The sequence below is a fragment of the Stenotrophomonas sp. T8 genome, from assembly GCF_051853085.1.
GTDB classification, from domain to species: Bacteria; Pseudomonadota; Gammaproteobacteria; order Xanthomonadales; family Xanthomonadaceae; genus Stenotrophomonas; species Stenotrophomonas sepilia.
Genome location: NZ_CP195329.1, coordinates 540,354 through 567,137, shown reverse-complemented (window position 1 = coordinate 567,137; position 26,784 = coordinate 540,354). Strand labels below are relative to the sequence as shown.

Below are 26,784 nucleotides of genomic sequence, written 5' to 3'. Positions count from 1 at the left end.
CCATCGCTGCCATCACGTAAGCGCCTGCTTTTGTTCACGTTTTGTGAAGGCTGGCGCGGCCGCGTGACATGAATGGATACGAACTCTTTACAGAGCATTAACTAACGAGACTACTATCGGGTCACCGGCTCGGTCATCGACCCTGCTGGCTCCTTCGACGCCCCCTTTGGCGTCCTGTGCACGACCTGAGAGAGAGAGAGCTCGCCATGACTTCACGCACCACCGCACTGGGGCAGGCCATCCGCTACGCCCTGGCTACCACTGCAGCGCTGGCAGCGCTGCCCGCGTTTGCCCAGGAAGGCAGCAACGCCAACCCGACCAACCTCGACCGCATCGAGATCACCGGCTCGCGCATCCGCCAGGTGGACGTGGAAACCGCACAGCCGGTGTTCGCGATCAGCCGCAACGACATCGAAAAGCAGGGGTTCAGCTCGGTTGCCGACATCCTGCAGAACGTCACCGCGATGGGCAGCCCGACCATCAGCCGCGCCAATGCGCTGACCGCAGGCGAGAACGCGGGCGGCACCTACATCGACATGCGCAACCTGGGCACCCAGCGCACCCTGGTGCTGGTCAACGGCAAGCGCCTGGGCATCAGCACGTCCGGCTACCAGGACATCTCCACGCTGCCGGTGTCCGCCGTGGAACGCATCGAGGTGCTGAAGGACGGCGCCTCTGCGATCTATGGCTCCGACGCCATGGCCGGTGTGGTGAACATCATCACCCGTTCCAATGTCACTGGTGTGACTGCCAACGTCTACCACGGCCAGTACAGCCAGGGCGACGGTGCCCGCGACCGCTTCGACGTGGTCGCCGGCTGGAGCAATGAGCGCGTGTCGTTGACCCTGTCGGCCGAGCATGCCGAAGAGAAGGGCGTGTGGGCGCGCGATCGCGGCTTCAGCAAGTACGGCATGACCGATCGCCATCCTTACGACAGCAGCAACTGGACCACGATCAGCCAGTACGGCCAGTTCACGGGTCTGCGCGGCCCGGGCTGTACCGCCACTGCGGGTTGCGGCTATTCCCTCAACCGCGGCGCGGATCCCACCAACCCGGCCAATTACCACCTCACCGATACCACGCCTTTCACCGGTGACGTGAGCAACGCCAACGACCAGATGCATGTGATGTATCCGGTCAAGCGCGACTCGGTCTATTTCGACGGCCGCTTCAAGATCACCGACAGCGTCAACTTCCGCACCGAGCTGGGCTACAACAAGCGTGAGTCCACCCGCCAGATCGCGGGCTATCCGCTGCAGTCGAGCACCGCCGGTGTCGGCTCGATGTCGATCAACAGCTACTTCAACCCGTTCGGCCGCCAGCACGGTTACGCCAACCCGACCGCCGTGGCCTGGAACCGCCGCACCTGGGAAGTGCCGCGCGTGACCACCAGCGAGCTGAAGACCTACCGCGCGGTGGCGTCGTTCGACGGTTCGTTCGAGATCGGCAGCCGCTACTTCGACTGGGAAGTGGGCTACCAGTACAACCGCAATGAGCTGGAATCGGTGGCCACCGGCAACCTGCACAAGGGTCGCGTCGCCGGCGGCGTCGGCCCGTCGTTCTACAACGCCGCCACCGGCAAGGTGCAGTGCGGTACCGCAGCTGCACCGATCTCCTATGACGTGTGCAAGCCGTGGAACCCGTTGGTGCCGTATGGCACGACGGCTGCCGATGGCCTGTACGGCAACGAAGAACTGCAGGCGTGGCTGTTCCCGGAAGAGATCACCAAGGGCCGCACCACCTCCAAGAACTTCTTTGCCAACATCGCTGGCAGCATCGTGACCCTGCCGGCTGGCGATCTCGGCTTCGCCTTCGGCGTGGAAAGCCGCAAGGAAGAAGGCAAGTACACCCCGGATGCCCTGGCCCAGACCGGCGCTACCACCAACCTGGCCGCAGGCCCGACCGGCGGTGACTACACCGTCAACGAGGCCTACCTGGAAGTGAACGTTCCGGTGCTGGCCGACCTGCCGGGCGCGAAGGAACTGAGCTTCAATGGCGCAACCCGCTTCTCGGACTACAACACCTTCGGCAACACGCTCAACAGCAAGTTCGGCTTCAAGTGGAAGCCGATCGACTCGCTGATGGTGCGTGGCACCTGGGCCGAGGGCTTCCGTGCACCGACCATCAGCGACCTGTTCGGTGGTGGTTCGGAGACCTTCGCGCAGTTCAGCGATCCGTGCGACACCCGTTTCGGTTCCTCGGCCTCCAGCGCCGAAGTCCGTGCACGTTGCGCACGCGACATCGCCAATGCGAATACCTTCCGCCAGCTGCGCCAGGGCGGCACCCCGGTGAACACGTCGACGGACGCAACCCCGGTGCCGTTCACCTCCGGGTCCAACCCGCTGCTGACGCCGGAAACCTCGACCAGCAAGACCCTGGGCCTGGTCTGGAGCCCGAGCTTCATCCAGGGCTTCAACGCCTCGCTGGACTGGTGGAAGATCCGCATCGACAACACGATCATCGCCGACACGCCGACCCAGATCCTGCAGGACTGCTACGAGTCGGGCATCGAAGCGCGCTGCTCGCGCTTCCAGCGTGACCCGGTGACCGGCATCGTGACCAACCTGAAGTTCGGCAACCGCAACGCGGGCTTCATGGAAACCGAAGGCTACGACCTGGACGTGAGCTACCGTCTGGACACCCGGTTCGGCAAGTTCAACGTGAACTCGGCCACCACCTACGTGTCCAGTGCGACCTACCGCACCTCCAACGACAACTCGATCGTTCCGATCGTCACCAACGGCATCGGCAGCGCCTTCCGCGTCCGTTCCAACCTGGTGCTGGGCTACGAGCGGGGCAACTTCGGCGCGAGCTGGACCGCGCGTTACTACTCGGGCGTGAAGGAAACCTGCTCGAACATCGCGCTGTACCCGGACGAATGCTCGGATCCGGGTGTGTATGCACCGTGGTACAAGGGCGCCCGCAACTACAACGAGCGTGGTGCGGTCACCTTCCACGACGTGCAGGTGCGTTACTCGCTGCCGTGGGATGCCACCGTGTCGGTCGGTGCCAACAACGTGTTCGAAAAGACCGGCCCGATCATGTACAGCAAGCCGAACTCGGCCTTCTCGTACTACGGTGGCTACGACATCGGCCGCTTCGTCTACATGAAGTACCAGCAGCGCTTCTGATCCATCGCGCTGTGACATGAAGCACCAGGACCACGGCCCTTCGGGGCCGTGGTTTTTTGTTGGCCGCAGCGCCCCTGCGGTGGCCGGCGCCCCCGTCATCTGACGGTCGCAAAGCGGTCATGTCGGCTACATCGCCAGGGCCGAGCATGCCGGAAACCGGGAGGCCCGCCATGCGCTATGCCATCGTCACCGAGACCTATCCGCCGGAAGTCAACGGCGTCGCCCTCACCGTACAGGGCCTGGAGCAGGGTCTGCGTGCAGCCGGACACGAGATCGACCTCGTCCGCCCCCGCCAGTCCACCGAAGCGCTGGATTCGGCACCCGGCACCCTGCTGGTTCCCGGCGCTGCCCTGCCCCGCTACCCCGGCCTGCGCTTCGGCCTGCCAGCCCCGATCCGGCTGGGCCGCCATTGGCAGAATCAGCGTCCGGATGCGGTCTACATCGCCACAGAAGGCCCACTCGGCTGGTCGGCACTGCGTACCGCACGTCGCCTCGGCATTCCGGTCGCCAGCGGCTTCCACACCCGCTTCGACGAGTACTTGCCCGACTATGGCGTGGCATGGCTGCAGGCCGCGGCCATGCGCTGGATGCGCCGCTTCCACAACCAGGCGGACGCTACCCTGGTGCCGACCCGCGAACTGCAGCAGTTCCTCGGCGAACAGGGCTTCGAACGCGTGCGCCTGCTGGCCCGTGCGGTGGACAGCCAGCAGTTCGATCCAGGCCGGCGCGACCCTGCACTGCGCGAGGAATGGGGCGTGGATGGCAACGGCCTGGTGGCGATCTATGTCGGCCGCATTGCTGCCGAGAAGAACCTCGGCCTGGCGGTGAAGGCATTCCGCCGCCTGCAGCAGATCCGGCCCAAGGCACGCTTTGTATGGGTGGGTGACGGCCCGGCCCGCGAGAAGCTGGCACATGAAAATCCCGATTTCATCTTCTGTGGCATCCAGCGCGGCGATGCGCTGGCCCGCCACTTCGCCAGCGGCGATCTGTTCCTGTTCCCCAGCCGCAGCGAGACATTCGGCAACGTGACTCTGGAAAGCATGGCCAGCGGTGTGGCCACCGTGGCCTTCGACTACGGCGCCGCGCGTGAGTACCTGCGCAACGGCGAGAACGGCGCAGCGGTGGACAGCGACGAGCAGTTCATCGAGGCCGCCGTGCAGTTGGCCGCCGATGACGCGAAACGCCACGAACTGGGCGGCAATGCTGCACGCGCGATGAAGCGATTGCATCCACAGCAGGTGGTGGCCGAGTTCGATGCGTTGCTGGCCGAGCTTGCGCAGTCGCGGAGGAGCGGCCATGCGCACCACGCCGCTTGAACTGCTGGCAGGGCGCGAGGCGCGCTTGTGCCGGCGGGCGAACCACTACTGCCGGCGCCGCCGCGTGCGCCGCCTGTTCTCGGTCATCAGCCGTCTCGGCGATGGCGTGTTCTGGTATGTGCTGATGGCTGCGCTGGTGGTGCTGGATGGCTTCGATGGCCTGCGCGCCTCGGTGCACATGGCCGCCACCGGCCTGGCCGCATTGCTGCTGTACAAGGGCCTCAAGCGCTGGACGCGGCGTCCGCGGCCTTACGCGGCCGATCTTCGCATCCGCGCCTGGGTGGCACCGTTGGACGAATTCAGCTTCCCCTCCGGGCACACCCTGCACGCAGTGTCGTTCACCATCGTCGCACTGGCCTATTACCCCTGGCTGGCACCCTTGCTGGTACCGTTCACCCTCGGTGTCGCGCTGTCGCGGGTGGTGCTGGGCCTGCACTATCCTTCCGACGTGCTCGCTGCCACGGGCATCGCCGTCCTGCTGGCTTCGGCCAGCCTGACCTGGCTGCCGCTGCCGGTGTAGCCCAGGGATCAGATCGCTTTCCCATCCGAAAGGGATCCGACCGCGCGACTCCCGCGGCGCTACCATCATCATTGATGGCCTAGAATGCAGGCATGACCACGTTGTTCATTTCCGACCTGCACCTGGACCCCAGCCGTCCGGAGATCACCGACCTGTTCCTGCGCTTCCTGCGCGAGCAGGCGCCCGGCGCCGATGCGCTGTACATTCTCGGCGACCTGTTCGAGGCCTGGATCGGCGACGACACGCCCTCTCCGGCCGCCGATGCGGTGGCCGATGCGTTGAAGGTGCTGTCCGACAGCGGCGTGCCCGTGTACTTCATCCGCGGCAACCGCGATTTCCTGCTTGGCGAGGACTATGCGCGCCGTGCCGGCCTGCGCATCCTGCCCGACCCGTGCGTGATCGAGCTGTACGGCCGCCCGGTGCTGCTGCAGCATGGTGACCTGCTGTGCACCGATGACATCCCCTACCAGCAGTTCCGTGCGCAGACCCGCGACCCGGTGTTCCAGGCGCAGTTCCTGTCGCAGCCGCTGGCCGCACGCATCGCCTTCGCGCAGAAGGCGCGCGAGGCGAGCCAGGCCCGCCAGTCGGAAATGAAGCAGGGCGATCGCGCGCAGTTCGAGACCGTCACCGACGTCGCCCCGTCCGAAGTCGATGCAACCTTCGTCCGCCACGGCGTGGACACCATGATCCATGGCCATACCCACCGCCCGGCCATCCATACGCTGCAGGCCGGCGGCCGCGACCGCACCCGCATCGTGCTCGGCGACTGGTACGAACAGGGCTCGGTGCTGCGCGTGGATGCCAATGGCTGGTCGCTGGATACCCTGCCCCGCGGGTAATTCCCGCCGGCAGGAAATCCGCGGCCGCACAAGGCGGCCGCGGACAGTACAGACTCAGCGGAAGGCCGCGATGGTGGCCTTGGTGTTGACCAGCACGCGCTGGTTGTCGGCGGTACTGGCGTTGCCCATCGGGATGCCGTTGTAGCTGATGTTCGGGTTGGACCAGTAGTTCAGGCGCGGGCAGCTGCGGGTGCAGTTATAGGCCATGATCGTGCGCCAGCCGGTGCCGCTGGACGGCTCATAGCGGTAGCCGTGGCCATAGGCGTAGGGCGATGTGCTCGGGTCGGTGGCGATGTCATGCCGCGCGCTCTGCAGGTGGCCGATCTCATGCGCGAATGAGTAGTAGCCGGTCGCGCAATCCCAGTACACCGCCGCGAACGCCGTCGACGCGGTCGAGCCGATCCCCGAGGCCAGGCCGCAGTAGGCACTGTTGTTGATCAGCAGCACGCCGACATCGGCCGCGGTGGTGTTGCGGCTGGTGTGGATGCTGTCCATGTAGCCGTCGCTGGTGCCACGGAAACGCGACAGGTCGGTGGTAAAGTTGCCAGACTCGCTGTAGCTGGTGGTCTCGTAACCGGCCAGTTGCAGCGTCAGGCCGACGTTGCTGTTGCCGTAGCCCTGGTTGGACTCGGCCACCGCCAGCTGGACCAGCGACTGCATGTTGCCGCCATAGGCGGCGACGGCGGCATTGGTCGCCACCACCAGCACACGGATGGTCGCCGGCGTACCGGACGATGCCTGCGCGATGCCGATGCGATCGTTGTTGCCCATCGGGATCTTCGGCAGCTGGTTGTAGTCGGCCGGATGGTCGGCCGGCATCCGCGATTCATCCACTTCCACCAGCACGTGGCGGTTGCCCAACGGGCGCAGGCGATACAGCTTTCCATCCTTGCGGATCGAGCCGGTGACGGTGTCGCCCGAGCGCACCAGGATCAGCGAATTGCCGGGGTCGTCCTGGCCGTTGGAGGTGGCCGCGGTCAGTTTGTCCGAGGGCGAACGGAACTGGCCGTACCAGATGCTGCCGCCATCGGGCAGTGCTTCGACCTTGCTGCGCACCGCCTGCACCCGCCGGCCGAGCAGTTCGAATTCCAGCTGCGGTTGTGCAGTAGCTGCTGCATCGACACGCACTTCCTGTACCGTCGCCGTGGACGGGGTGGCCAGCAGCTTGCCCAGTGCGGGCTCGCTGTTTGCCGATGCGCGGCTGATGACCGTCACCGGCTCGAACAACGGTGCCGCATGTGCGGCCGCTGCCACCGACAAACCCAACACCAGGCCACCTGCCGCTTTGCCAATCGATCTGGACAACATTGCGTCGCTCCTTGAATGATGTGAACAGCGTTGATGCAGCACGACCCGGTTTGCCGGGTCTGGTCATATGGCCTGCGCGGGTCGTGTGAATTCAATAGGCGAGAGAAGTGAAAATCAGGATTTGTGATCGACCGCATCTGGGTTAAGTAAGGTCAAAAGCGTTACTACACGTCGCCAAGACACCGCTTTCGCGCTACCGTGACGCAGCCACGACGGGGAATGCACATGGCACCATCGCAGGACACGGACGAAGATGTCGGCTTGCTGCGGATCGGGCTGTTCTTCGATGGCACCCGCAACAACGCACACAACCTGGCCCGTGGCAGGCCCCAGCTGCCGCAACCGCGCCCGGCGCAGCTGCGTGCGGATGACGATTCGACCTACCAGAGCCGGTTGACCAGCAGCTACGACAATGGCCTGACCAACATCGCCCGCCTGCAGCAGCTGTACCCGGACAGCCGCAGCGGGACATCGGCGCGCCCCTCCCTGTCGATCTACGTGGAAGGTGTCGGTACCCGCGATGACGCCGACGACGACCTGATCGGACTGGCGTTCGGCATTGGCGCCAGCGGTGTGCGCGCCAAAGTGCAGCGCGCGCTGCAGGTGCTGCTGCCGGCGGCACTGGGTGCACTCGCTACGCGCTGGCAGCGACCACTGCGTGGCGTGCAGCTGGATCTGTTTGGCTTTTCACGGGGTGCGGCCGCCGCGCGCGATGTGGCCAACCAGTTGCAGGCCTGGGATCGCACCCGCTGGCGGCAGCTGTTGCAGGCCGCTGGCCTGTCCTGCACAACGGACTTCGCCCCGGCCGCTCCGCCGCTGCGCTTCATCGGCCTGTTCGACACGGTGGTTGCGGTCAGCGGTGGCCGCACCGACGAACAACCTCATCTCGCGCTGCATGCAGGCGTTGCCAGGCAGGTGCTGCAACTGAGCGCGCGTGACGAGCATCGCCAGCACTATCCATTGACCAGCGTGGCGCCAACGTTCACCGAGATCGCCCTGCCCGGCGTACACGCCAACATCGGCGGCGGCTACAACCAGCTCGAAGAAGGGCCCAAGCTGCTCAGTCGCCCGCGCCGGCAGCTGCTGCGCCGCCCGAGCGTGGCCGAGTACCAGACGCCACCGCTGGCGATCCTGCAGGCGACCACGGCCTACGCCGAGGCACAGGCCGACGCCGAGCGCTGGCGGCAGCAGTTGGGCCTGGACGAAAAGGAAGTCTGGGTGGATGTCTGGCACCAGTGGCAGCAACAGCGTCGCGCCGGCAGCCGCAGCGTAGTGCTGTCACCGGTGCTGTACGTGACGGCGGCCGTGGTGTTGCGCCGGCGCATCGACTGGCGCTACCAGCTGATCGCGCTTCAGGTAATGCAGCAGCATGCCATCGATGCCGGCGTGCAATGGACGGCCAATGCCAACGCAGTCCCCGGCTGGGAACTGCCGTCGGCCCTGCAACCAATCGCACGACGACTGGTGGCCGGACAGCCACTGACGCAAACGCAGGAGGCGCTGTTGCGACGGCGTTACCTGATGCAGTCGGCGCACTGGAACTTCGACGCGCTGGGCGACACCGCACTGACCTACGCTGCCGACGCCGGCGTCAGCGAGCTGCCGTACCGGCCGGGCCCCGGCCTGTTCTACATCAACCGGCCAACGGTGGATGGCAAGCGCGTGGTACTGCCGAACGCATGAAGAAGGGGACGGAGGGATCAAGTCGTTTTGGCACAAACGACTTGATCCCTCCGTCCCCTTTTCTTCAACCGGCCTGCTCGACCAGGTTGGCGAGTTCGTCCGCATCGAATCCGGCCAGCAGGCGCGCTTCCATGTTGAACGGCCCGTGCAGGTAGCCGCCGGCGTACTCCACCAGCAGCTCCTTGAAACGCGTGCGCGGCTCGACACCGGCGCGGTCGCAGTACCAGCGATACCAGCGCGAACCGGCGGCAACATGCGCCACTTCCTCACGCAGGATCACCTCCAGCACATCGGCGGTTTCGCCATCGCCGACATTGCGCAGCTTCTCGATCATGCCCGGGGTGACGTCAAGGCCACGCGCTTCCAGCACGCGCGGCACCAGCGCCATGCGCGCCAGGCCGTCATGCGCGGTCTTTTCGCACATTTCCCACAGACCGTTGTGTGCGGGGAAATCCGCATAGTCGTGGCCATGCACCTGCAGGCGCTCGCGCAGCAGCATGAAATGCCGCGATTCGTCATCGGCACAGCTGACCCAATCAGCATGGAACGCCGACGGCAGGCCCCGGAACCGGTACACCGCGTCCCAGGCCAGGTCGATCGCATTGAGCTCGATATGGGCAATCGCGTGGATGAAGGCAGCCCGCCCTTCCACGCCACCCAGTCCACGCCGTGGCACCTCGCGCGGATGCACCAGCACCAGTCGTCCCGGACGACCCGGCATGCAGATCGGATCCGGCGGCGGCGCATCCGCGGCCACCTTCAGGCGGCCGGCACGGAACGCGGCCGCATACGCCTGGGTCGATGCGACCTTGCGCAGCGGATCGGCTTCAGCCAGGCACTGCTGCGCAGCGCGCAGCAGGTCGCCACCAACGTCGGGCACATCCACCACGCCTGATCCTCAGGCGCGGCGCTTGTGCTTGGCATCGTCCGAACGCAACTGCTGGATGCGCTCGAAGTAGCCCGGCTCGATACCGGTCGGGTAGTGGCCGTTGAAGCAGGACGAATCGAAGCTGCGCAGCGCCGGGTTGCCTTCGCTCACCGCCGCTTCCATGTCTTCCAGGTCCTGGTAGATCAGCCAGTCGCAGCCCAGGTGGGCCTCGATCTCTTCCACCGTGCGGTTGTGCGCGACCAGCTCTTCGGCCGCCGGCATGTCGATGCCGTAGATGTTCGGGTAACGCACCGGCGGCGCGGCGCTGGCCAGGTAGACCTTGCGCGCGCCGGCATCACGGGCCATCTGCACGATCTGCTGGCTGGTGGTGCCACGCACGATCGAATCGTCCACCAGCAGCACCACGCGGTTGCGGAACTCCAGGTGGATCGGGTTGAGCTTGCGGCGCACCGACTTCACGCGTTCACCCTGCCCCGGCATGATGAAGGTGCGGCCGATGTAGCGGTTCTTGATGAAGCCTTCGCGGTACTTCACCCCGAGCACATTGGAGATCTCCAGCGCGGCATCGCGCGAGGTATCCGGGATCGGGATGATGGTGTCGATGTCGTGGTCCGGGCGCAGGCGCAGGATCTTCTCGCCCAGCTTGATGCCCATGCGCATGCGTGCCTTGTGCACCGAGACGTTGTCGATCATCGAATCCGGGCGCGCGAAGTAGACGTATTCGAAGATGCATGGTGTGTGCTCGGCCGGCTCGGCGCAGATTTCCGAGAACAGCTCGCCGCGCGCGGTGATCACCAGCGCTTCGCCCGGCTGCACGTCACGCACGCGCTGGAAACCCAGCACGTCCAGCGCGGCCGACTCGGACGCCACGATGTACTCGTCGCCTTCTGCGTGGCTGCGCTTGCCCAGCACCAGCGGGCGGATGCCATGCGGGTCGCGGAAGGCCACCAGGCCCAGGCCCAGCACCACGCTGACCACTGCATAGCCGCCCTTGCAGCGGCGATGCACGCCGGCCACCGCGCGGATCGCGGCTTCCGGGCTGAGCTGGCGCTGCTGCTCCAGTTCGTAGGCGAACACGTTCAGCAGCACTTCGCTGTCCGAATCGGTGTTGACGTTGCGCCGGTCCTGTTCGAACACCTGCTGGCGCAGCGCCTCGGTGTTGATCAGGTTGCCGTTGTGGGCCAGCGCGATGCCGTAAGGCGAATTCACGTAGAACGGCTGTGCCTCGTCCATGCCTTCCGAACCTGCCGTCGGATAGCGCACGTGCGCGATGCCGACGCTGCCTTCCAGCGTGGACATGGTGCGGGCGTCGAACACATCGCGGACCAGGCCGGTGGCCTTCTGCACCCGCAGGCGGCTGCCATTGGCGGTGGCGATACCTGCCGCGTCCTGGCCGCGATGCTGGAGAACGGTCAAGCCGTCATACAACTGCCCGGCGACGTTCTGGTTGCCGACGATTCCGACGATGCCACACATGGTGCGAGGTCTCCGCTGGGCTGTGCCCAGTTACAAGGAAGGTGGCCGTACCTGGCCGCGGTGGTCGCCGCGCCTGCGGTCGACATTGGCCGGATCGTCCGGCTCGATACTGTCCGGCAGTGCTGGGGCGTCCGGGCGCACTTCGGCCGGATCGTATGCATCGCCCTGTTCCGCTTTCGCGGGCCGCAGCCATCCGCCGCCCGCCACTACCTGGTTGAGGATGCCATTATCGCCTGCCCCGCCCGGCTTTCCCAACCCGGCGCCTGCGTTCTTCCCCAATTCCATCAATGCAGATGGGGACAGCATGTCGGTCGGCAAGGCCTTGGGCAGCATATCGGCGCCCGGTACCTGCCAGCGCGGCAGCTTCCCGTTCATCCAGGTCACGGCCGGATTCAGCACCGGGCGAACCGTCGAGCGCTTCCAGGAGGGCTCGGCAGTCAGCGGGGTGAAGCCGGCCAGCAGCACCAGGATCGCCGCGATCAGGCCACCACGCACGGCACCCAGTACACCGCCCAGCAACCGGTCCAGGCTGGTCAGCATGCTGCGGTGGATCATCGCCTTGATGACCATGCCGATCACCGCGACCACGATCATCACGCCAATGCCCACGCCCAGGTAGCCGCCGACGAAATGTTCGCCGCCAGGTGCGGCGGGCGCCGCCCACCAGCGCGCGGCATCGTTGCCGAAGGCGAAGGCCGCCCATGCGGCCAGCAGCCACGACAACGTGCCGATGACGATTCCCACGAAGCCACGCAGCATCCCGAGCAGGGTCGAGGCGGCGATCACGATCAGCAGCACCACGTCGATCATGGCGCCCCGCTCCTTCGGCGGCGCTGGCAACGGGCCTGCGCGTCGGTCATGGGTGCGGTCGGACCATGCCGGCGACGCCAACCTTGGCGGCGACCTGCGCCTTCAGCTGTTCGGCGTCAGCCCGGTTGGCCACCGGTCCGACACGGACGCGATGCAGGGTGCCCTTTTCGGTACGCACCTGCTCGACGAAGGCGCTGAAGCCGGCAGCACGGACCTTGTCACGCAGCGCATTGGCATCGCTGGCCTGACCGAACGCGCCCAGCTGCACGGCGAAGCCGACGCCGCTGGCCGCCGGTGCAGCCGGCGTGGTCGGTGCCGTCACCGGCTTGCTGGCGGTGGCCTCCGGCTTCGGCTCGGGCTTCGGGGTTTCGGGCTTCGGCGCCGGCTTCGGCGGCTCGGGCTTGGCCGCCGGAGTGGCCGTCGCAGTCGGCGTACTCGGCGGCAGGCTTTCGCTGCGCACCGGGTTGCTGCTGGCGGACGGCGAGGTGGCTGCGGACGGGGTACTGGCGCTTGGCGTAGCCGGTGCCGGGGTAGCTGCCACCGGGGCGCTACTGCCCGTTGCGGCATCCAGGGTGATCACTTCGGCCTTCACATCGGCGCGGATCTTCACCGCCTGCAGCCGGGCCGCCTCGGCCTGTGCACGGTCGGCATACGGCCCCACGCGCACACGCCATGCCTGACGGCCGTTGATGGTAGTCGCTTCTGCGAAGCCCGGCAGCTGCGAGCGCTGCAGGTAGGCGATCACGGCATCGGCGTCGGCCTTGCTGCCGTAGGCGCCGAAAGTGACGGCGTAGTTGCCGGCGGCAACCGCCGGGGACGTGTCCACGGTCGGCGGCGTGGCCGGCGTGGCGGCCTCCTGCAGCGGCTTGGCCTGCCCGGTCTGCAGGCCGGTAGCCCCACCGGCCGGGGCCACCAGCGGCAGTTCACGGGTTTCGAACTGGCCATCGGCCGGTGCATCCGGCGCGGCGATCGGCACCGAGGCCACGCCGCTGTCCGGTGCAGGCCCCTTGACCAGCATCGGCAGGAAAATCACGGCCAGTGCAACCAGCACGATGGCACCAATCAGACGCTGTTTCAGAGGCGTATCCACGTGAGGCGGCAACTGTCCGGAGGTTGCGGTCGATTATACGGGTGCCGGACCGGACGGCGTCGGGATTGGCTGAACGTGGCTCAGGCGCTGCCCTGCAACCACTGCAATGCGGCGGCAGCGGTATGGAAGGAGCCAAACACCAGTACGCGGTCACCGCGCTCGGCCCGGGCCAGTACCTGCGCCAGCGCCTGTTCGACCGAAGCGGCCAGCTGCGCGCTGCCAGCAGCGGTCTCGGCCAGGCGCGCCTGCAACTGGGCGGCACTCTGGCCGCGCGGGCCGTCCAGGCCGGCAAGGGTCCACTCGGCAACCACGCCCTGCAATGCCTGCACCACACCCACCGCGTCCTTGTCCTGCAATGCGGCATACACCGCCAAGGTGCGCCCGGCCGACGCCTCGGCCTTCAGCGCGCGCGCCAGCTGGCCCGCCGCCTGCGGGTTATGCCCGACGTCGACGCGGATCTGCACACCGCCACGCTCGAACGCCTGCAGGCGGCCCGGAATGCGCGCCGCCGCGATACCGGCGGCCCACGCCGCGCGCGGCACCGGCTTGTCCAGCGCGCGCAGCGCGGCGATGGCCGCACCGGCATTGGCCAGCTGGATCGGGCCGGCCAGCGCCGGGGTCGGCAATTCCATGCGCAGGCCGACATCGCGCCAGCGCCAGCGCTGGGCGTCGATCGGCTCGTAGAAGTAATCGCTGCCGCCGCGGATCGCGTTGGCACCGACCAGGTAGGCACGCGCGAGCACGCTCGAGGGCGGGTCGGTCTCGCCCAGGATCACCGGCTTCCAGCCGCGGATGATGCCGGCCTTCTCGGTGCCGATCGCCTCGCGGTCCTCGCCCAGCCACTCGGCGTGGTCAATGTCCACGGTGGTGATCACCGCCACATCGGCATCGACGATGTTGACCGCATCCAGGCGGCCGCCCAGGCCCACTTCCAGCACCGCCAGGTCCAGCCCGGCGTCGGCGAACAGCTGCAGCGCAGCCAGCGTGCCGTACTCGAAATAGGTCAGCGTGGTCTCGCCACGCGCGGCCTCGACCGCACTGAACGCAGCGACCAGCGCGGCATCGTCCACGTCCTGGCCGTCGATGCGCACGCGCTCGTTGTAGCGCAGCAGGTGTGGCGAGGTGTACGCGCCCACCTTCCAGCCGGCGGCACGTGCAATGGCTTCGATGAAGGCCACGGTGGAGCCCTTGCCGTTGGTGCCACCGACCACGATGGTGCGCTTGGCCGGCGCCCCCAGGCCCATCGCCGTGGCCACGGCGCGCACGCGCTCCAGGCCCATGTCGATGCTCGCCGGGTGCTGGCGTTCAATGTAGTCCAGCCAGTCGGCCAGGGTGGTCGGGGTGTTCGTCACGGCAGCGGTTCCAGCAGAAGCAGTTGGTGCGAGGGGATCGATCAGAGTGCGCGGTGCTTGGCTTCGCCGAAGAACGGCGTGTGGTGGGCGCAGTCGTTCAGGCGCACCACTTCCAGGCTGTCCAGGTCGGCGCCTTCGAGCAGGTTGAGCGTGGTCGGTGCCTGGCGGAAGGTCCACAGGCGGGAGATCGGCAGGCCCAGCACCTTGCACAGGATCACGCGGTTCACCGCGTCATGGGCGACCACCAGCAGGGTGTCGTGCTCGCCGAGGCCCTCGGTGGCGCGGGCCAGGCCGCGCCAGCTGCGCTCCAGCACCAGGCGCAGCGATTCGCCGCCGGGCATCAGCACGGTATCCGGCTCCTCGCGCCAGGCCTGCAGGCGCGACGGATCCTTCTCATGGATCTCGCTGGCCAGCAGCCCTTCCCATTCGCCGTGGGCGATTTCCTGCAGTTCCGGCTCGGTCAGCAGCATGTCGGCACGGGCGGCGCCAAGCGCCAGCTGCGCGGTGCGCTGCGCGCGCGACAGCGGCGAAGCGACGGCACGGGTAATGTCGACCGAGGCCAGGCGGGCACCCAGTGCCTGGGCCTGGGCTTCGCCGATCGGCGACAGCGGGATGTCGATCTGGCCCTGATAGCGGCCTTCGGCGTTCCACGGCGTTTCACCGTGGCGGGCAAGCAGGATGCGCATGCGTGCAAGGGGTCCTGGGGGGGAGGAGGTTCCCGCGTTTCGTTCACATCCTGTGAAGTGCGCGGAACACGGATGATACCTGTTCGGCGCGCCGGGTCGGGGCGGGCATGAAAAAACCCCGCGACGTGGGTCGCGGGGTTTCGAAAACTCCGGCTATCTGGTCGAGGTTGCCGGCCAGCGGCCGGCACTACCTTACTTCGCCAGGTTCAGTTCCTTCAGCAGCTGCGGCGCCGGCGCCACTTCCTGCATGATCCACTGCATGTAGCGGCTGTCGACGGCGATCATGCGGGTCATCACCGGGTCGAACACCCAGTTGGAGCTGACCGATTCCCAGTTGCCGTCGAATGCCAGGCCGACCAGCCTGCCGTTGGCGTCCAGCACCGGCGAACCCGAGTTGCCGCCGGTGATGTCCAGGTTGGACAGGAAGTTCACCGGCACCGAGCCGATGCGCTTGTCTTCCAGGCCGCCATAACGCTTGGCCTTGACCGCGTCGAGCAGCGCCTTCGGCGAATCGAACGGATCTTCACCGGTTTCCTTCGCCGCCACGCCTTCCAGGGTGGTGAACGGGGTGTACTTCACGCCGTCCTTGCCGTAGCCCATGACGTTGCCGAAGGTGATGCGCAGCGACAGGTTGGCGTCCGGGTAGACGAACTCGCCCTGGCTCTTCTTGTAGTCGGCCACGGCCTGCAGGTACAGCGGACGCGCGGTCAGCGATTCACCTTCGCGGATCTTCTTCTGCTCTTCCTGCTTCAGCAGTGCCGGCATGACAGCCACGGCGTACTGGATGGCCGGATCGCTGCTGGCTTCAAACGCGGCACGGTCGGCCTTGAACCACTTCAGGCGTGCGTCCAGGCTGCCGAGCTCGGTACCCGACAGCTTGCCCACCAGCGCCTTGACTGCGTTGGCATCGCTACCGGCCAGCCACTTGTTCAGCACTTCATTGTCGCGCTGCGCGGCCGGCAGGGCCACGTACTGCTCCAGCCAGTAGGCCTGCAGCTGCTGGTCCATCTTCGCCACGTAGCGGCGGTCCATCTGCTTCAGGCCACCTTCAATGGTGGTCAGGTCGCGTTCCTGGTAACCGGCTTCGCGCTCGGCATCCGGCTTGCTGCGCTCGATCGACAGACGGTACAGGGTGATTGCAGCGCCAACGGCCGAGGTGTTGTTGAACTGGCCGACGAACAGGTCGCGTTCGCGGGTCGACTTGCTGGTATCCAGATGCTTGAGCAGCTGCGCATGTGCGGCCAGCGCGGGCTTGCCGGCAGCGCCCTGCTTCTTCAGCCACGCCAGTACGGCGGCCTCTTCCGCCTGTTTCTGGCCGGCAGCGTCGATGCGCTTGAAGCCTTCCAGCTGGCCCAGGTAGTTCTTGGCCACGTTGTTCATGCTGGCGGCGGTGGCGGCGTACTTCACCTTGACGTCGGCGTCGGCCTTGCCGGCGTCGGCGATCATCTTGAGCACGGCGTTGTAGTGCTTGGCGATGGTCGGGTAGGTGAAGCTGGCGGTTTCGTTGAACTCACCGGCCAGCGCATAGCGGTTGGTGCGGCCCGGGTAGCCGGCCACCATCACGAAGTCGTCGGCGCCCAGCGGCTGGTCGGCGAACTTCAGGAAGTGCTTGGGCTGGTACGGCACGTTGTCGGCGGCGAAGGCGGCCGGCTTGCCATCCTTGCCGACGTAGGCGCGGTAGAACGAGAAATCGCCGGTGTGGCGCGGCCACATCCAGTTGTCGACGTCGCCGCCGAACTTGCCGACGCTGCCCGGGGGCGCGTAGACCAGGCGCACGTCCTTGATTTCCATGTTGCGGAACAGGCGATAGGTGTTGCCGCCGGAGAAGCTGTACAGGCGGCAGCGGAAGCCGGCATCGGCTTCACAGGCGGCAACCTGGGCCTTGTCGAAGGCGTCCAGCGCGCGACTGCGGGCCAGCGGGTCGTTGCCGGCGGCGGCGATGGCGGCCTTGGCCTGGGCGGTGACGTCGGTGATCTGGTCGAGCACGAACACGCGGGCGTTCGGGCCGGCGCTCAGTTCATCCTTCAGGGTCGGTGCGTTGAAGCCGTCCTTGATCAGGTTCTTCTGCGCGGTCGAATTGAGCTGGATGGCGCCATACGCGCAGTGGTGGTTGGTGACCACCAGGCCCTGCGGCGAGACGAAGCTGGCGGTGCAGCCCCCCAGCGCAACCACCGCACCCATCGGGTCACCGGTCAGGTTGGCCAGCTGCTCCGGGGACAGCTTCAGGCCAGCCTTCTGCAGCGGCCCGGCGATTTCCGGCAGCTGCTGCGGCACCCACATGCCTTCTGCGGCGTGGGCGACCTGGACCAGCCCAAGGCTGGCGACGATGGAAAATGCAAGCAGGTTCGAGCGCATGGAGCGGCCCCTGGTAGTGGAACCCTCGATTGTAGCCCGCCGCCCTGCCCCGGCCCGAACCCCGGAAGTCATGCAATCGGATGCTTCCACCGTTCAGCGTCTCCACTGAGATCGGACGGAGGCGGGAGGCCAGGCCGATGCAGGACACGCCGTAAACCCCGCTCCGCGGCCCGGCCCAGCCGCTGGCGGCTGTGCGTTCGGGCGCTTGCGAAGCAGTGCTTCGCAAGCAAAGCGCCCTCACCCATGGGGGCTCGATCGCGCCATCCATGGCGCTCACGGTCCTGCATCGGCCTGGCCTCCCGTCTCCCGACAATTTCCTGGCCTCGGACGGTAGCGCCGGGCCATGCCCGGCGAGTGCAGCGGCCCCGTTCGAAACGCCCGCCGGCGCACGCCTTTCGTTCCGCCAAAGCACCCGCAGCGCAACATGGGAAATCCGCGCGGCACCCTATAATCCGCGCTTTCCCCCTGATGAGTTCCACCCCGATGGCGCAGCAAACGATGAAGGCCCTGGTCAAGCGCGAAGCAGCCAAGGGCATCTGGATGGAAGAGGTTCCGGTGCCGACTCCGGGCCCCAACCAGGTGTTGATCAAGCTCGAGAAGACCGCGATCTGCGGTACCGACCTGCACATCTACCTGTGGGACGAGTGGAGCCAGCGCACGATCAAGCCGGGCCTGACCATCGGCCATGAATTCGTCGGTCGCATTGCCGAAATCGGCCCGGGCGTGACCGGCTACGAGATCGGCCAGCGCGTCTCGGCCGAAGGCCACATCGTCTGCGGCCACTGCCGCAACTGCCGTGGCGGCCGCCCGCACCTGTGCCCGAACACCGTCGGCATCGGCGTCAACGTCAATGGTGCCTTTGCCGAATACATGGTGATGCCGGCCAGCAACCTGTGGCCGATCCCGGACCAGATCCCGTCGGAGCTGGCCGCGTTCTTCGACCCGTACGGCAACGCTGCGCACTGCGCACTGGAATTCGACGTGATCGGTGAGGACGTGCTGATCACCGGCGCGGGCCCGATCGGCATCATCGCCGCCGGCATCTGCAAGCACATCGGTGCGCGCAACGTGGTGGTGACCGACGTCAACGACTTCCGCCTGAAGCTGGCCGCCGACATGGGTGCCACCCGCGTGGTCAACGTCGCCAACCAGTCGCTGAAGGACGTGATGAAGGAACTGCACATGGAGGGCTTCGATGTGGGCCTGGAAATGAGCGGCAACCCGCGTGCGTTCAACGACATGCTCGACTGCATGTACCACGGTGGCAAGATCGCCATGCTGGGCATCATGCCCAAGGGTGCCGGCTGCGACTGGGACAAGATCATCTTCAAGGGCCTGACCGTGCAAGGCATCTACGGCCGCAAGATGTATGAGACCTGGTACAAGATGACCCAGCTGGTGCTGTCCGGCTTCCCGCTCGGCAAGGTGATGACCCACCAGCTGCCTATCGACGACTTCCAGAAGGGCTTCGACCTGATGGAAGAAGGCAAGGCCGGCAAGGTCGTGCTCAGCTGGAATTGACCCGAAGGGTCAATTCCCCCGCATGTTTCCTTGTCCCCGCGCCTTTGGCGCGCCCCCTTGAACAACAAGGGGGCTCTCCCCCGGATGGGATCAAGAACACTGCGGAATTGAAAAAGGCGCCCGATGGGCGCCTTTTTCGTACAGCGTGCCAGGCAAGCCCGGCACCTACCGAAGCAAGGGTTACTTGCCGACGGCCACGGTCAGCAGCACGCGGCTGTGTGCCAGCTTGCCGGAGTTGTCGCGGCCGTTGCCGTCGGTGCCGTAGTAGCCGAGGCCGACGTTGAACAGGCCGAACTGGCGGCTGACGCCGACGTTCCAGTCGGTGTAGTCCTTGGCCAGGCCCTTCTCGAAGCTGCTGCGGCCGACATTGGCGTTGAGGGTGAAGTCACGCGGCAGGCCCCACTGGCCGCCGACACCGTAGTACCAACCGTCGGTGCCGCTGTTCCACTGGTCATTGGTGTAGGCCACGGTCAGCTTGTAGGTCTCATCCAGCGTGGTGGTGGTCACCAGCTCGTTGTAGTTCTGGTTGCTGGCACCGATGTAGGTATAGCGGTTCAGCAGCACATCGAAGTTGACGCGCGGGGTGACGTCCACGCCGTAACCGATCTGGTAGTCGACCTCGGTGTTCGGGTCGCCCGGACCAAAGTCCACGCCCGACCCCCAGATACCGGCATACAGGCCTACCGGCGAGGTGTAGGTGAAACCGGCCTGCAGGGTCGGCTTTTCGTCGGTCTGCGAGACACCACGGAACAGGTAGTCCGACACGGCGGTGACGTTCCAGCTGTACGGCGATTCGTTTTCCTGGGCACTGGCGGCGAACGGGGCAGCCAGGGTCAAGGCAGCGGCAATGGCGAGGCAGGCACGGGCGTGCTTCATGAGCGTCTCCGGTGGGGGCGGTGGCGTGGAAGGCCGAGGGCGGGCGTATCGGCCGGAACGGGACAGCTCCGGTTCACGAATTTTTAACCACTTTGCTATTGCGATGCAACATGCGCCGGCCGTGGCGATGCCCCGCCCGGGCCGGTCGGCAAGCGGCGATGCCCGTTAGAATCAGCGGTTTCCCGTTCAGAGCCGTGCCCACGCCATGACCGACGCCTCCTCCGCCCTGACCCGCCACTACGCCGAGGAACTGGACGCCATCCGCGCCCAGGGCCTGTTCAAGTCCGAGCGGATCATCACCAGCCCGCAGTCGGCCGAGATCACCCTCGACGACGGCCGCAAGGTGCTGAATTTCTGTGCCAACAACTACCTGGGACTGGCCGACCATCCGGACCTGATCCAGGCCGCCAAGGACGCACTCGATACCCACGGCTTCGGCATGGCCTCGGTGCGCTTCATCTGCGGCACGCAGGACCTGCACAAGCAGCTGGAAAAGCAGATCGCCGACTTCTTCGGCAAGCAGGACACCATCCTGTACGCGGCCTGCTTCGACGCCAACGGCGGCCTGTTCGAGCCGCTGCTTGGCGAGAACGACGCGATCATTTCCGATGCACTGAACCATGCTTCGATCATCGACGGCGTGCGTCTGTGCAAGGCCAAGCGCTTCCGCTACGCCAACTGTGACATGGCCGATCTGGAAGCCCAGCTGCAGGCCGCCGATGCCGCCGGCTGCAAGACCAAGCTGATCACCACCGACGGCGTGTTCTCGATGGATGGCTTCATCGCGCCGCTGGACGAGATCACCGCGCTGGCAAAGAAGTACAACGCCCTGGTGCACATCGACGAATGTCACGCCACCGGCTTCCTTGGCGCCACCGGCCGCGGCTCGGCCGAAGTGAAGGGGGTACTGGAGAAGATCGACATCATCACCGGCACTCTGGGCAAGGCCATGGGTGGCGCACTGGGCGGCTTCACCTGCGCCAGCGCCGAGGTGATCGAACTGCTGCGCCAGCGCTCGCGCCCGTACCTGTTCTCCAACTCGCTGCCGCCGCACGTGGTGGCCGCAGGCATCAAGGCGTTCGAAATGCTGGCGGCCGCTGACGACCTGCGCAGCACCCTGGCCGAAAACACCGCCTACTTCCGCGAAAAGATGACCGCCGCCGGTTTCGACGTGAAGCCGGGCGTGCATCCGATCAGCCCGGTGATGCTGTATGACGCACCGTTGGCGCAGAAGTTCGCCGAGCGCCTGCTGGAAGAAGGCATCTACGCCATCGGCTTCTTCTTCCCGGTGGTACCCAAGGGCCAGGCCCGCATCCGTACCCAGATCAGCGCCGCGCACAGCCGCGAGCACCTGGACCGGGCGATTGATGCGTTCACCCGCATTGGTGTCGAACTGGGCGTGGTCAAGGGCTGATCATGGCCGGGGTCGGATCCCTTTCCGCAGGAAAGGGCTCTGACCCCGCACGGTCAAAGCGTGCCGACCAAGGTCGGCACCTACCGGAGCCTGATGACGTGCCGACCAGGGTCGGCACCCACGGGCGTCACTTCTTTTTCTTCTTGCCCTTCGGCTCTTCCTTGCTGGCAACCACTACCGGCTTGGCGGCAGCGTCCTGGCCATTGCCCTTGGCAACGCGGATGCCGTTGGCCTTCATCCAGGCATCGAACTCATCGGCGGTCATCTTCTTGTCGCCGTTGCTCATCAGGAAGCGGTAACTGCCGCGACCATCCAGCTCCGGGGTTTTCACTTCCACCACCGGGGTCTCGGCAGGCGTTTCCGCCTTGGCCACCTTCTTGTGGCCGCCGCAGGCGGCCAGCAGCACCATCGGCAGCAGCAGGCCTGCACAGCGCAGGGTTTGATTGAGGGTCGGGTGGTACATGGCAGGCTCCGTTCGGGAAAGTCGACAGCCAGGCGCCCCCTACGCCTGGAACGGCGGCCGGCAACTGCCGGCCACGGGCGATGATCAGCCCGGTGCAGCGGCCCCCAGCCGCTGCTGGTCGCTGACCTGCAGAACCCGCCACTGGCCCTTGCCGAGATCGCCGAGCAGCAGCCCACCGATCGCGACCCGGACCAGGCGCAGCACCTGCAGGTCGAAGGCCGCCAACAGGCGGCGGATATGGCGGTTGCGGCCCTCGTCGAGGACCACCTCCAGCCATGCGGTCTTGTCGCCACTGCGCAGTACGCGCACGGCACAGGCGGCGAGGAGCTCGCCCGCGTCTTCGACACCGGCGCGCAGCGCGGCCAGGGTGTCCTCATCGGGCAGACGATCCACCTGCACGTGATAGGTCTTCTGAGGGCCGGTCTCCGGATCGGTCAGGTGCGCCGCCCACTGCGGATCATTGCTGAACAACAGCAAGCCTTCGCTGGCCTTGTCCAGGCGCCCGACCGGCGCGATCCACGGCAGGCCGGCACCATCGAAGCAGCGATACACGGTGTCGCGACCACGCTCGTCCTGCGCCGTGGTGACCACCCCGCGCGGCTTGTTGAGCATCAGGTACAGGCGCTGCGGCGCCCCCATCGGCTGGCCGTCGACCTCGATCGGCGGGGGCGGACTGGCAATCGGGAACTCGGGATCACGAACGATGCGGCCGGACACGCGCACGCGGCCCTCGGCGATCCAGCGCGCGGCCTCGCTGCGCGAGCACACGCCGGCCTTGGACAGTATGCGCGCCAGGCCATGGCGCACGCCACTGGTGACATTCGGAGTCGCACGCCCACGCGGTGCGCGGGAGCGGGCGGCGGGGGCGGCAGGTGGGCGGCGCGTGCGCAAGCCTCTGCCCCCGCGGCGCTTACTTCTTGTCGACCGGCTTGGTCTCAGCCGGTGCTTCGGCCGGGGCCGGAGTGGCGGCCGGAGCCGGACGCGCCTTGACCACGCGAACACCGCGCGCCTTCATCCAGGCGTCGAACTCTTCGGCGGTCATGCGCTTGCCGTTCTGGCTCATGTCGAAGCGCCAGGGCGTGTTGTCGAATTCGGTCTGCGGCTTATAGGCCGCCGGATCGTTCGGCTTCACCGCCGGTGCGCTCGGAATGGCCTTGGCGATGTTCTGGCAGCCGTCGATGCGCAGGCGCTGCAGCACCTGGTCCAGCGACTGCGACGGGTCGTAGTTGCTGCTCAGCACACCGGCCGGCATGCCCAGCTGGTTGCCACGGATGTACAGCTCGTCGGCCACCGGCGCGATGGTCGTGGCCGGCAACGGCAGCGGCGAGGCGCTGGTGTTGACCGAGCAATCGACCGCAGCGTGGGCGGCGGGAACCAGGGCCAGCGCCAGGACGGCGGCCGATGCAGAGCGCAGCATGAGGGGCATCCACGGAAGGAAGTGACGCGGCGAGTTTAGCAATGCCGCGTCAGCTTTCAAGCGCCACTTTCAATGAATACGACAACTTGTTGGTTTTACGGACAAAAGACCGACGAACGGTTGTGTTGCCGCGTCACAGGCGAGCTTCCCGGCCGCAGAAACAACAAGACCCGGCCGAAGCCGGGTCCTGCAGTGTCCTACGGGCGGAGCGTCAGAACTTAGTTCTGGACGTTCAGCTCGGTACGACGGTTCTTGGCGCGACCTTCCGGGTTGTCCGAACCATCCGGGTTGGTGTTCGGAGCAATCGGACGGCTCTCGCCGTAGCCGATCGGGCCGACCAGGCGACCGGCGTCAACGCCGTTCTTGGTCAGGTAGTTGTACACGGCGGTAGCACGACGCTCCGACAGCTTCTGGTTGTAAGCGTCGGTACCCTTCGAGTCGGTGTGACCGGCAACTTCAACGCGCAGATCCGGGTAACGCTTCAGGATCTCGGTGGCTTCGCTCAGGATCGCCACGGCGTCCGGACGCAGGTTCGACTTGTCGAAGTCGAAGTTCACGCCCTTCAGGTCGATGGAGACCGGAACCGGGCAACCGTCCGGACCGATGGTCTGACCCGGCTGCGAGTTCGGGCACTTGTCGTCGCAGTTGTTGACGCCGTCACCGTCGTCGTCCAGGTCGGCGCAGCTCGGGGCAACCGGAGCCGGAGCCGGAGCAGCCGCGACCGGAGCCGGGCCCAGCGGGATCACGACGCCGACCGAAGCCAGCACGTCGCCGAACCAGCTCTCGTCACGTGCGGCGATGCTCTGGTCGTCGAAGTCAGCGCGGTAGGCCACTTCGGCGCGGACAGCAACACGCTTCTCGAAGGTGGTCTGCAGGCCGACGCCCAGCTTGGCGGCAACATTGCCGTCCTTACGCTGGCGCGGGCCGTTGTTGTCGAGCGCAGCGTACTCTTCTTCCGACTTCTGGTAGCCCAGGCCACCGACGATGTACGGGTTCCAGCCGCGGCCTTCCTTGATGAAGTGGCGACGCAGGTCCAGCGAGACGCCGTACTGCGACCAGTTCAGGTCCTGGTTGCTGTCGAAGTTCGGGTTCTGGTAGTTCAGCTCACCGTCCAGCGACCAGTTCGGGCTGATGAACTTACCCAGGCCCAGAGTCACGAACGGAGCGTCATTGGTCAGACGGTCGCTGTCCTGGAAGTTGAAGCCGGCCGAACCGGTCAGGTACCAGCGGTCATCGAACTCCTGCGCCGAAGCTGCCTGGGCGAAAGCCAGGCCGCCCAGCAGCGCGGCAGTAAGGATCTTCTTGTTCATTGAGTACAGCTCCTATTTCGGGGGTATGAAACCGGTAGAGGCATGGGCCAGCACTAGTGCGTCGATGTTCGACAGCCGATTCAGCACGCCACCGCCGCGAACATTATGCTCAGGCGGGTGAAGGCCATGTTAACAGTCCCGTAACATGTGAAGTGTTGCGCCCGACCGTCCACCGGTCCGACGTTGAAACCCTATACAGGATGATGAAAATCCGCAAGACCCACACGCTGCAAGGGTTTGACGGGGTTTAGGCGCGAGAAGCGACATATTGCGCAACGTGCTGCATCACACGGTTCAGCGCGTCTGAGGAAACGTGAGGAACCTTATGATGGGATCACGAACCCAGCCGGAGCCGTGATGAAAGCCGTCGCCCTGAGTCGTGAATACGCGCCCGCCCTGCGTGATGTCCTGCTGCCGCCGCCGCTGCCTCCTCGCGGTCGCGATCTGCTGGTGCGGATCGAAGCGGTTTCGGTCAACCCCGTCGATGGCAAGCAGCGGGCCGCCACCGATCCGGCCACCCTTGAGGTTCCCCGGGTGCTCGGCTGGGACGCAGCCGGCGTGGTCGAAGCCATCGGTGACGAGGCCAGCCTGTTCGCCTCCGGTGACGAGGTCTACTTCGCCGGTGACGTTACCCGGCCGGGCTGCAACGCCCAGTACCAGTGGGTTGATGAGCGCCTGGTCGCGCGCAAGCCGACCACGCTCGATTTCGCTGAAGCGGCGGCGCTGCCGTTGACCACTCTCACAGCCTGGGAACTGCTGTTCCAGCGCATGCCGCTGCAGCTCGATGGCCGCCGCCACGTGGGCCAGCACCTGCTGGTGATCGGCGGCGCCGGCGGCGTCGGCTCGATGGCGATCCAGCTGGCACGCCATGCCGGTTTCGAGGTGATCGCCACCGCCTCGCGCGAGGCCTCAATCGAGTGGTGCCGGCAGATGGGGGCCACGCATGTGATCGACCATCGGCAGCCACTGCAGCCCCAGTTGCGGGCGCTGGGCATCGATGCGGTGCAGGTCGCGCTCAATCTGGCCGACACCGACCACTACTGGGATGAACTGGGCCAGCTGCTGGCACCGCAGGGCCACGTCGGCCTGATCGTCGAGCCGCGGGGTGCGCTGCGCATCGGCGATCCCTACAAGGCCAAATGCATCGGCATCCACTGGGAATTCATGTTCGCGCGTTCGCGCTTCGCCACCGCCGACTGTATCGAACAGCACCGCATCCTCAGCCGTGCGGCCAGCATGATCGATGCCGGCCAGCTGCGTGGCACGCTCAAGGAAACGCTGGGCACGATCAATGCGGCCAACCTGGACATCGCGCATCAGCGCCTGGCCAGCGGGCGCACGGTAGGCAAGCTGGCGCTGGTCGGCTGGGACGACTGACGCGGTGATGTAGAGCCGAGCCCACGCTCGGCTGCTGTGCCTGCCGCCACCCGCAGAGCACGGGCTCGGCCCTGCACAACCGCCCGCATGCAGGATCGACGCTACCTGTAGCGGCGGATTGGCCGGCATCTGTATCTATGGATGATGCAGAAACAGCGATACGGTGGAAACAGATCCCCCCCCCCCGGACCGCCATGCCCACCGCCATGCCCTTGCGCCTGCTGCAATTGATCACCGGCCTGTTCCTGTACGGCTTCGGCGCCTCGCTGATGATCCGTGCCGCCATCGGCGTGGCACCCTGGGATGTGCTGTCGCAGGGCATCGCTGCGCAGACGCCACTGTCATTCGGCCTGGCAACCAATGCCATCGGTGCATTGGTGCTGCTGCTGTGGTGGCCGCTGCGGCAGAAGCCGGGCGTCGGCACCGTGCTCAACGTGATGCTGATCGGCCCCTCCGCACAGTTCGGGCTGTGGCTGCTGCCGCCGGCCGTCGGCCTTGGCTGGCAGCTGGCGATGTTCTGTGCCGGCATGCTGCTGGTGGCGCTGGCCACCGGCCTGTACATCGGTGCCCGCCTTGGCCCGGGGCCACGCGATGGCCTGATGACCGGTCTGCATGCCCGTACCGGCTGGCCGATCTGGAAGGTGCGCAGCCTGATCGAAGGCAGCGTACTGCTGCTGGGCTGGTGCCTGGGCGGCAATGTCGGCCTCGGCACCCTCGCCTTCGCCCTGCTGATCGGGCCGCTGTGCGGAATGACGCTGGGCTGGTTCGGGATCGGTCGGCCCGCTCCGGTTGTGCCGGCCGCTGGCCGGCAACCGCAATCGCCCTGAGTTGACCGGAGTGCCGGCCAGCGGCCGGCACTGCCAAACCGTCAGACAGCGGCCACCCCTTCCAAAGAAGCGGCCCTTGCCCCGGCCGCCGTTTCGCGGCACGCTTCGCGCTTCCGTACGCAAG

22 protein-coding genes are annotated in these 26,784 nt (G+C 66.4%); 9 read left to right on the top strand and 13 right to left on the bottom strand.

All coding sequences use genetic code 11. From position 1 onward, the window contains the following. Positions 1 to 206 precede the first annotated feature (206 nt). The 4 genes from ACSDHM_RS02555 to lpxH all read left to right on the top strand — a co-directional run bounded on the left by ACSDHM_RS02555 (position 207) and on the right by lpxH (position 5,806). Positions 207 to 3,131 (top strand): TonB-dependent receptor domain-containing protein, encoded by a 2,925-nt coding sequence (locus ACSDHM_RS02555; RefSeq protein WP_111007531.1) that lies wholly within the window; start codon positions 207 to 209, stop codon positions 3,129 to 3,131. Positions 3,132 to 3,301: 170 nt separating this feature from the next. After that, complete coding sequence (locus ACSDHM_RS02550) at positions 3,302 to 4,447, top strand: glycosyltransferase family 4 protein (protein ID WP_053500127.1); 1,146 nt, start codon at positions 3,302 to 3,304, stop codon at positions 4,445 to 4,447. Then, entirely contained in the window at positions 4,428 to 4,967 is a 540-nt protein-coding gene (locus ACSDHM_RS02545) for a phosphatase PAP2 family protein (protein ID WP_005415455.1), read from the top strand. Before ACSDHM_RS02550 ends, ACSDHM_RS02545 begins: the two co-directional genes overlap by 20 nt. A gap of 92 nt (positions 4,968 to 5,059) precedes the next feature. Continuing rightward, on the top strand, positions 5,060 to 5,806 hold the full coding sequence (gene lpxH / locus ACSDHM_RS02540; protein WP_072169156.1) for a UDP-2,3-diacylglucosamine diphosphatase: 747 nt from the start codon (positions 5,060 to 5,062) through the stop codon (positions 5,804 to 5,806). Positions 5,807 to 5,860: 54 nt separating this feature from the next. On the opposite strand, the gene ACSDHM_RS02535 is transcribed toward lpxH, so the two are convergent. Continuing rightward, positions 5,861 to 7,114, bottom strand: coding sequence for a M12 family metallo-peptidase (locus ACSDHM_RS02535; RefSeq protein ID WP_069138938.1), 1,254 nt, complete (start codon positions 7,112 to 7,114; stop codon positions 5,861 to 5,863). A gap of 225 nt (positions 7,115 to 7,339) precedes the next feature. Here ACSDHM_RS02535 and ACSDHM_RS02530 point away from each other — a divergent pair, with 225 nt between their 5' ends. Further along, the gene (locus ACSDHM_RS02530) at positions 7,340 to 8,797 is read left to right on the top strand and encodes a DUF2235 domain-containing protein (RefSeq protein WP_439426615.1); all 1,458 of its coding nucleotides are present in this window, start codon (positions 7,340 to 7,342) and stop codon (positions 8,795 to 8,797) included. A gap of 64 nt (positions 8,798 to 8,861) precedes the next feature. Here ACSDHM_RS02530 and ACSDHM_RS02525 read toward each other — a convergent pair whose 3' ends face one another. From ACSDHM_RS02525 to ACSDHM_RS02495, 7 genes are all read right to left on the bottom strand, one after another. Continuing rightward, positions 8,862 to 9,686 carry a ferritin-like domain-containing protein gene (locus ACSDHM_RS02525; RefSeq protein ID WP_439426614.1) on the bottom strand — a complete coding sequence of 275 codons (825 nt, stop codon included), beginning with the start codon at positions 9,684 to 9,686 and terminating at the stop codon, positions 8,862 to 8,864. A 9-nt stretch (positions 9,687 to 9,695) separates the two neighbouring features. Further along, a complete protein-coding gene (purF, locus tag ACSDHM_RS02520) occupies positions 9,696 to 11,162 on the bottom strand; it encodes an amidophosphoribosyltransferase (RefSeq protein ID WP_049414284.1) in 1,467 nt (488 codons plus the stop codon). Positions 11,163 to 11,192: 30 nt separating this feature from the next. Then, positions 11,193 to 11,972 carry a CvpA family protein gene (locus ACSDHM_RS02515; protein WP_353080128.1) on the bottom strand — a complete coding sequence of 260 codons (780 nt, stop codon included), beginning with the start codon at positions 11,970 to 11,972 and terminating at the stop codon, positions 11,193 to 11,195. 46 nt (positions 11,973 to 12,018) lie between these two features. Next, positions 12,019 to 13,062: an SPOR domain-containing protein gene (locus tag ACSDHM_RS02510; protein ID WP_072169154.1), complete on the bottom strand. Its 1,044-nt coding sequence runs from the start codon at positions 13,060 to 13,062 to the stop codon at positions 12,019 to 12,021. An 80-nt stretch (positions 13,063 to 13,142) separates the two neighbouring features. Continuing rightward, positions 13,143 to 14,414: a bifunctional tetrahydrofolate synthase/dihydrofolate synthase gene (gene folC / locus ACSDHM_RS02505; RefSeq protein WP_111008086.1), complete on the bottom strand. Its 1,272-nt coding sequence runs from the start codon at positions 14,412 to 14,414 to the stop codon at positions 13,143 to 13,145. Between the two features lie 41 nt (positions 14,415 to 14,455). Then, on the bottom strand, positions 14,456 to 15,100 hold the full coding sequence (locus tag ACSDHM_RS02500; protein WP_008268389.1) for a histidine phosphatase family protein: 645 nt from the start codon (positions 15,098 to 15,100) through the stop codon (positions 14,456 to 14,458). A 192-nt stretch (positions 15,101 to 15,292) separates the two neighbouring features. Continuing rightward, positions 15,293 to 17,455, bottom strand: a complete 2,163-nt coding sequence (locus ACSDHM_RS02495) for a S46 family peptidase (protein WP_061480604.1) — start codon at positions 17,453 to 17,455, stop codon at positions 15,293 to 15,295. 498 nt (positions 17,456 to 17,953) lie between these two features. Here ACSDHM_RS02495 and tdh point away from each other — a divergent pair, with 498 nt between their 5' ends. After that, the gene (tdh, locus tag ACSDHM_RS02490) at positions 17,954 to 18,976 is read left to right on the top strand and encodes an L-threonine 3-dehydrogenase (RefSeq protein ID WP_005415442.1); all 1,023 of its coding nucleotides are present in this window, start codon (positions 17,954 to 17,956) and stop codon (positions 18,974 to 18,976) included. 180 nt (positions 18,977 to 19,156) lie between these two features. Here the strand turns inward: tdh and ACSDHM_RS02485 are convergent, their stop codons facing one another. Further along, entirely contained in the window at positions 19,157 to 19,852 is a 696-nt protein-coding gene (locus tag ACSDHM_RS02485) for a TorF family putative porin (RefSeq protein ID WP_353080127.1), read from the bottom strand. Between the two features lie 205 nt (positions 19,853 to 20,057). Between ACSDHM_RS02485 and kbl the strand changes: the two genes are divergently transcribed. After that, positions 20,058 to 21,266 carry a glycine C-acetyltransferase gene (gene kbl / locus ACSDHM_RS02480; protein WP_005415440.1) on the top strand — a complete coding sequence of 403 codons (1,209 nt, stop codon included), beginning with the start codon at positions 20,058 to 20,060 and terminating at the stop codon, positions 21,264 to 21,266. Between the two features lie 127 nt (positions 21,267 to 21,393). Here the strand turns inward: kbl and ACSDHM_RS02475 are convergent, their stop codons facing one another. The 4 genes from ACSDHM_RS02475 to ACSDHM_RS02460 all read right to left on the bottom strand — a co-directional run bounded on the left by ACSDHM_RS02475 (position 21,394) and on the right by ACSDHM_RS02460 (position 24,456). Next, positions 21,394 to 21,729 carry a hypothetical protein gene (locus ACSDHM_RS02475; protein WP_005415439.1) on the bottom strand — a complete coding sequence of 112 codons (336 nt, stop codon included), beginning with the start codon at positions 21,727 to 21,729 and terminating at the stop codon, positions 21,394 to 21,396. A gap of 84 nt (positions 21,730 to 21,813) precedes the next feature. Beyond that, entirely contained in the window at positions 21,814 to 22,668 is an 855-nt protein-coding gene (locus ACSDHM_RS02470) for a pseudouridine synthase (protein WP_430543882.1), read from the bottom strand. Continuing rightward, positions 22,640 to 23,146 carry a hypothetical protein gene (locus ACSDHM_RS02465; protein ID WP_005408235.1) on the bottom strand — a complete coding sequence of 169 codons (507 nt, stop codon included), beginning with the start codon at positions 23,144 to 23,146 and terminating at the stop codon, positions 22,640 to 22,642. Before ACSDHM_RS02465 ends, ACSDHM_RS02470 begins: the two co-directional genes overlap by 29 nt. Positions 23,147 to 23,364: 218 nt before the next feature. Further along, positions 23,365 to 24,456 (bottom strand): OmpA family protein, encoded by a 1,092-nt coding sequence (locus ACSDHM_RS02460; protein ID WP_049416163.1) that lies wholly within the window; start codon positions 24,454 to 24,456, stop codon positions 23,365 to 23,367. 357 nt (positions 24,457 to 24,813) lie between these two features. Between ACSDHM_RS02460 and ACSDHM_RS02455 the strand changes: the two genes are divergently transcribed. Both ACSDHM_RS02455 and ACSDHM_RS02450 read left to right on the top strand, forming a co-directional pair. Further along, entirely contained in the window at positions 24,814 to 25,833 is a 1,020-nt protein-coding gene (locus ACSDHM_RS02455; protein ID WP_072169151.1) for a zinc-binding alcohol dehydrogenase family protein, read from the top strand. 194 nt (positions 25,834 to 26,027) lie between these two features. Further along, positions 26,028 to 26,660 carry a YczE/YyaS/YitT family protein gene (locus ACSDHM_RS02450; RefSeq protein ID WP_227836573.1) on the top strand — a complete coding sequence of 211 codons (633 nt, stop codon included), beginning with the start codon at positions 26,028 to 26,030 and terminating at the stop codon, positions 26,658 to 26,660. Positions 26,661 to 26,784: the final 124 nt, after the last annotated feature.

Bases quoted from the DNA above. Each gene is read 5' to 3' on its own strand.
- ACSDHM_RS02530 (WP_439426615.1), top strand. From the start codon at position 7,340: ATGGCACCATCGCAGGACACGGACGAAGATGTCGGCTTGCTGCGGATC.
- ACSDHM_RS02535 (WP_069138938.1), bottom strand. From the start codon at position 7,114: ATGTTGTCCAGATCGATTGGCAAAGCGGCAGGTGGCCTGGTGTTGGGT.
- ACSDHM_RS02475 (WP_005415439.1), bottom strand. From the start codon at position 21,729: ATGTACCACCCGACCCTCAATCAAACCCTGCGCTGTGCAGGCCTGCTG.
- ACSDHM_RS02460 (WP_049416163.1), bottom strand. From the start codon at position 24,456: ATGAACAAGAAGATCCTTACTGCCGCGCTGCTGGGCGGCCTGGCTTTC.
- ACSDHM_RS02545 (WP_005415455.1), top strand. From the start codon at position 4,428: ATGCGCACCACGCCGCTTGAACTGCTGGCAGGGCGCGAGGCGCGCTTG.
- ACSDHM_RS02465 (WP_005408235.1), bottom strand. From the start codon at position 23,146: ATGCTGCGCTCTGCATCGGCCGCCGTCCTGGCGCTGGCCCTGGTTCCC.
- ACSDHM_RS02555 (WP_111007531.1), top strand. From the start codon at position 207: ATGACTTCACGCACCACCGCACTGGGGCAGGCCATCCGCTACGCCCTG.
- ACSDHM_RS02515 (WP_353080128.1), bottom strand. From the start codon at position 11,972: ATGATCGACGTGGTGCTGCTGATCGTGATCGCCGCCTCGACCCTGCTC.
- purF (WP_049414284.1), bottom strand. From the start codon at position 11,162: ATGTGTGGCATCGTCGGAATCGTCGGCAACCAGAACGTCGCCGGGCAG.
- ACSDHM_RS02550 (WP_053500127.1), top strand. From the start codon at position 3,302: ATGCGCTATGCCATCGTCACCGAGACCTATCCGCCGGAAGTCAACGGC.
- lpxH (WP_072169156.1), top strand. From the start codon at position 5,060: ATGACCACGTTGTTCATTTCCGACCTGCACCTGGACCCCAGCCGTCCG.
- ACSDHM_RS02495 (WP_061480604.1), bottom strand. From the start codon at position 17,455: ATGCGCTCGAACCTGCTTGCATTTTCCATCGTCGCCAGCCTTGGGCTG.
- ACSDHM_RS02500 (WP_008268389.1), bottom strand. From the start codon at position 15,100: ATGCGCATCCTGCTTGCCCGCCACGGTGAAACGCCGTGGAACGCCGAA.
- ACSDHM_RS02450 (WP_227836573.1), top strand. From the start codon at position 26,028: ATGCCCACCGCCATGCCCTTGCGCCTGCTGCAATTGATCACCGGCCTG.
- tdh (WP_005415442.1), top strand. From the start codon at position 17,954: ATGAAGGCCCTGGTCAAGCGCGAAGCAGCCAAGGGCATCTGGATGGAA.
- kbl (WP_005415440.1), top strand. From the start codon at position 20,058: ATGACCGACGCCTCCTCCGCCCTGACCCGCCACTACGCCGAGGAACTG.
- ACSDHM_RS02485 (WP_353080127.1), bottom strand. From the start codon at position 19,852: ATGAAGCACGCCCGTGCCTGCCTCGCCATTGCCGCTGCCTTGACCCTG.
- ACSDHM_RS02455 (WP_072169151.1), top strand. From the start codon at position 24,814: ATGAAAGCCGTCGCCCTGAGTCGTGAATACGCGCCCGCCCTGCGTGAT.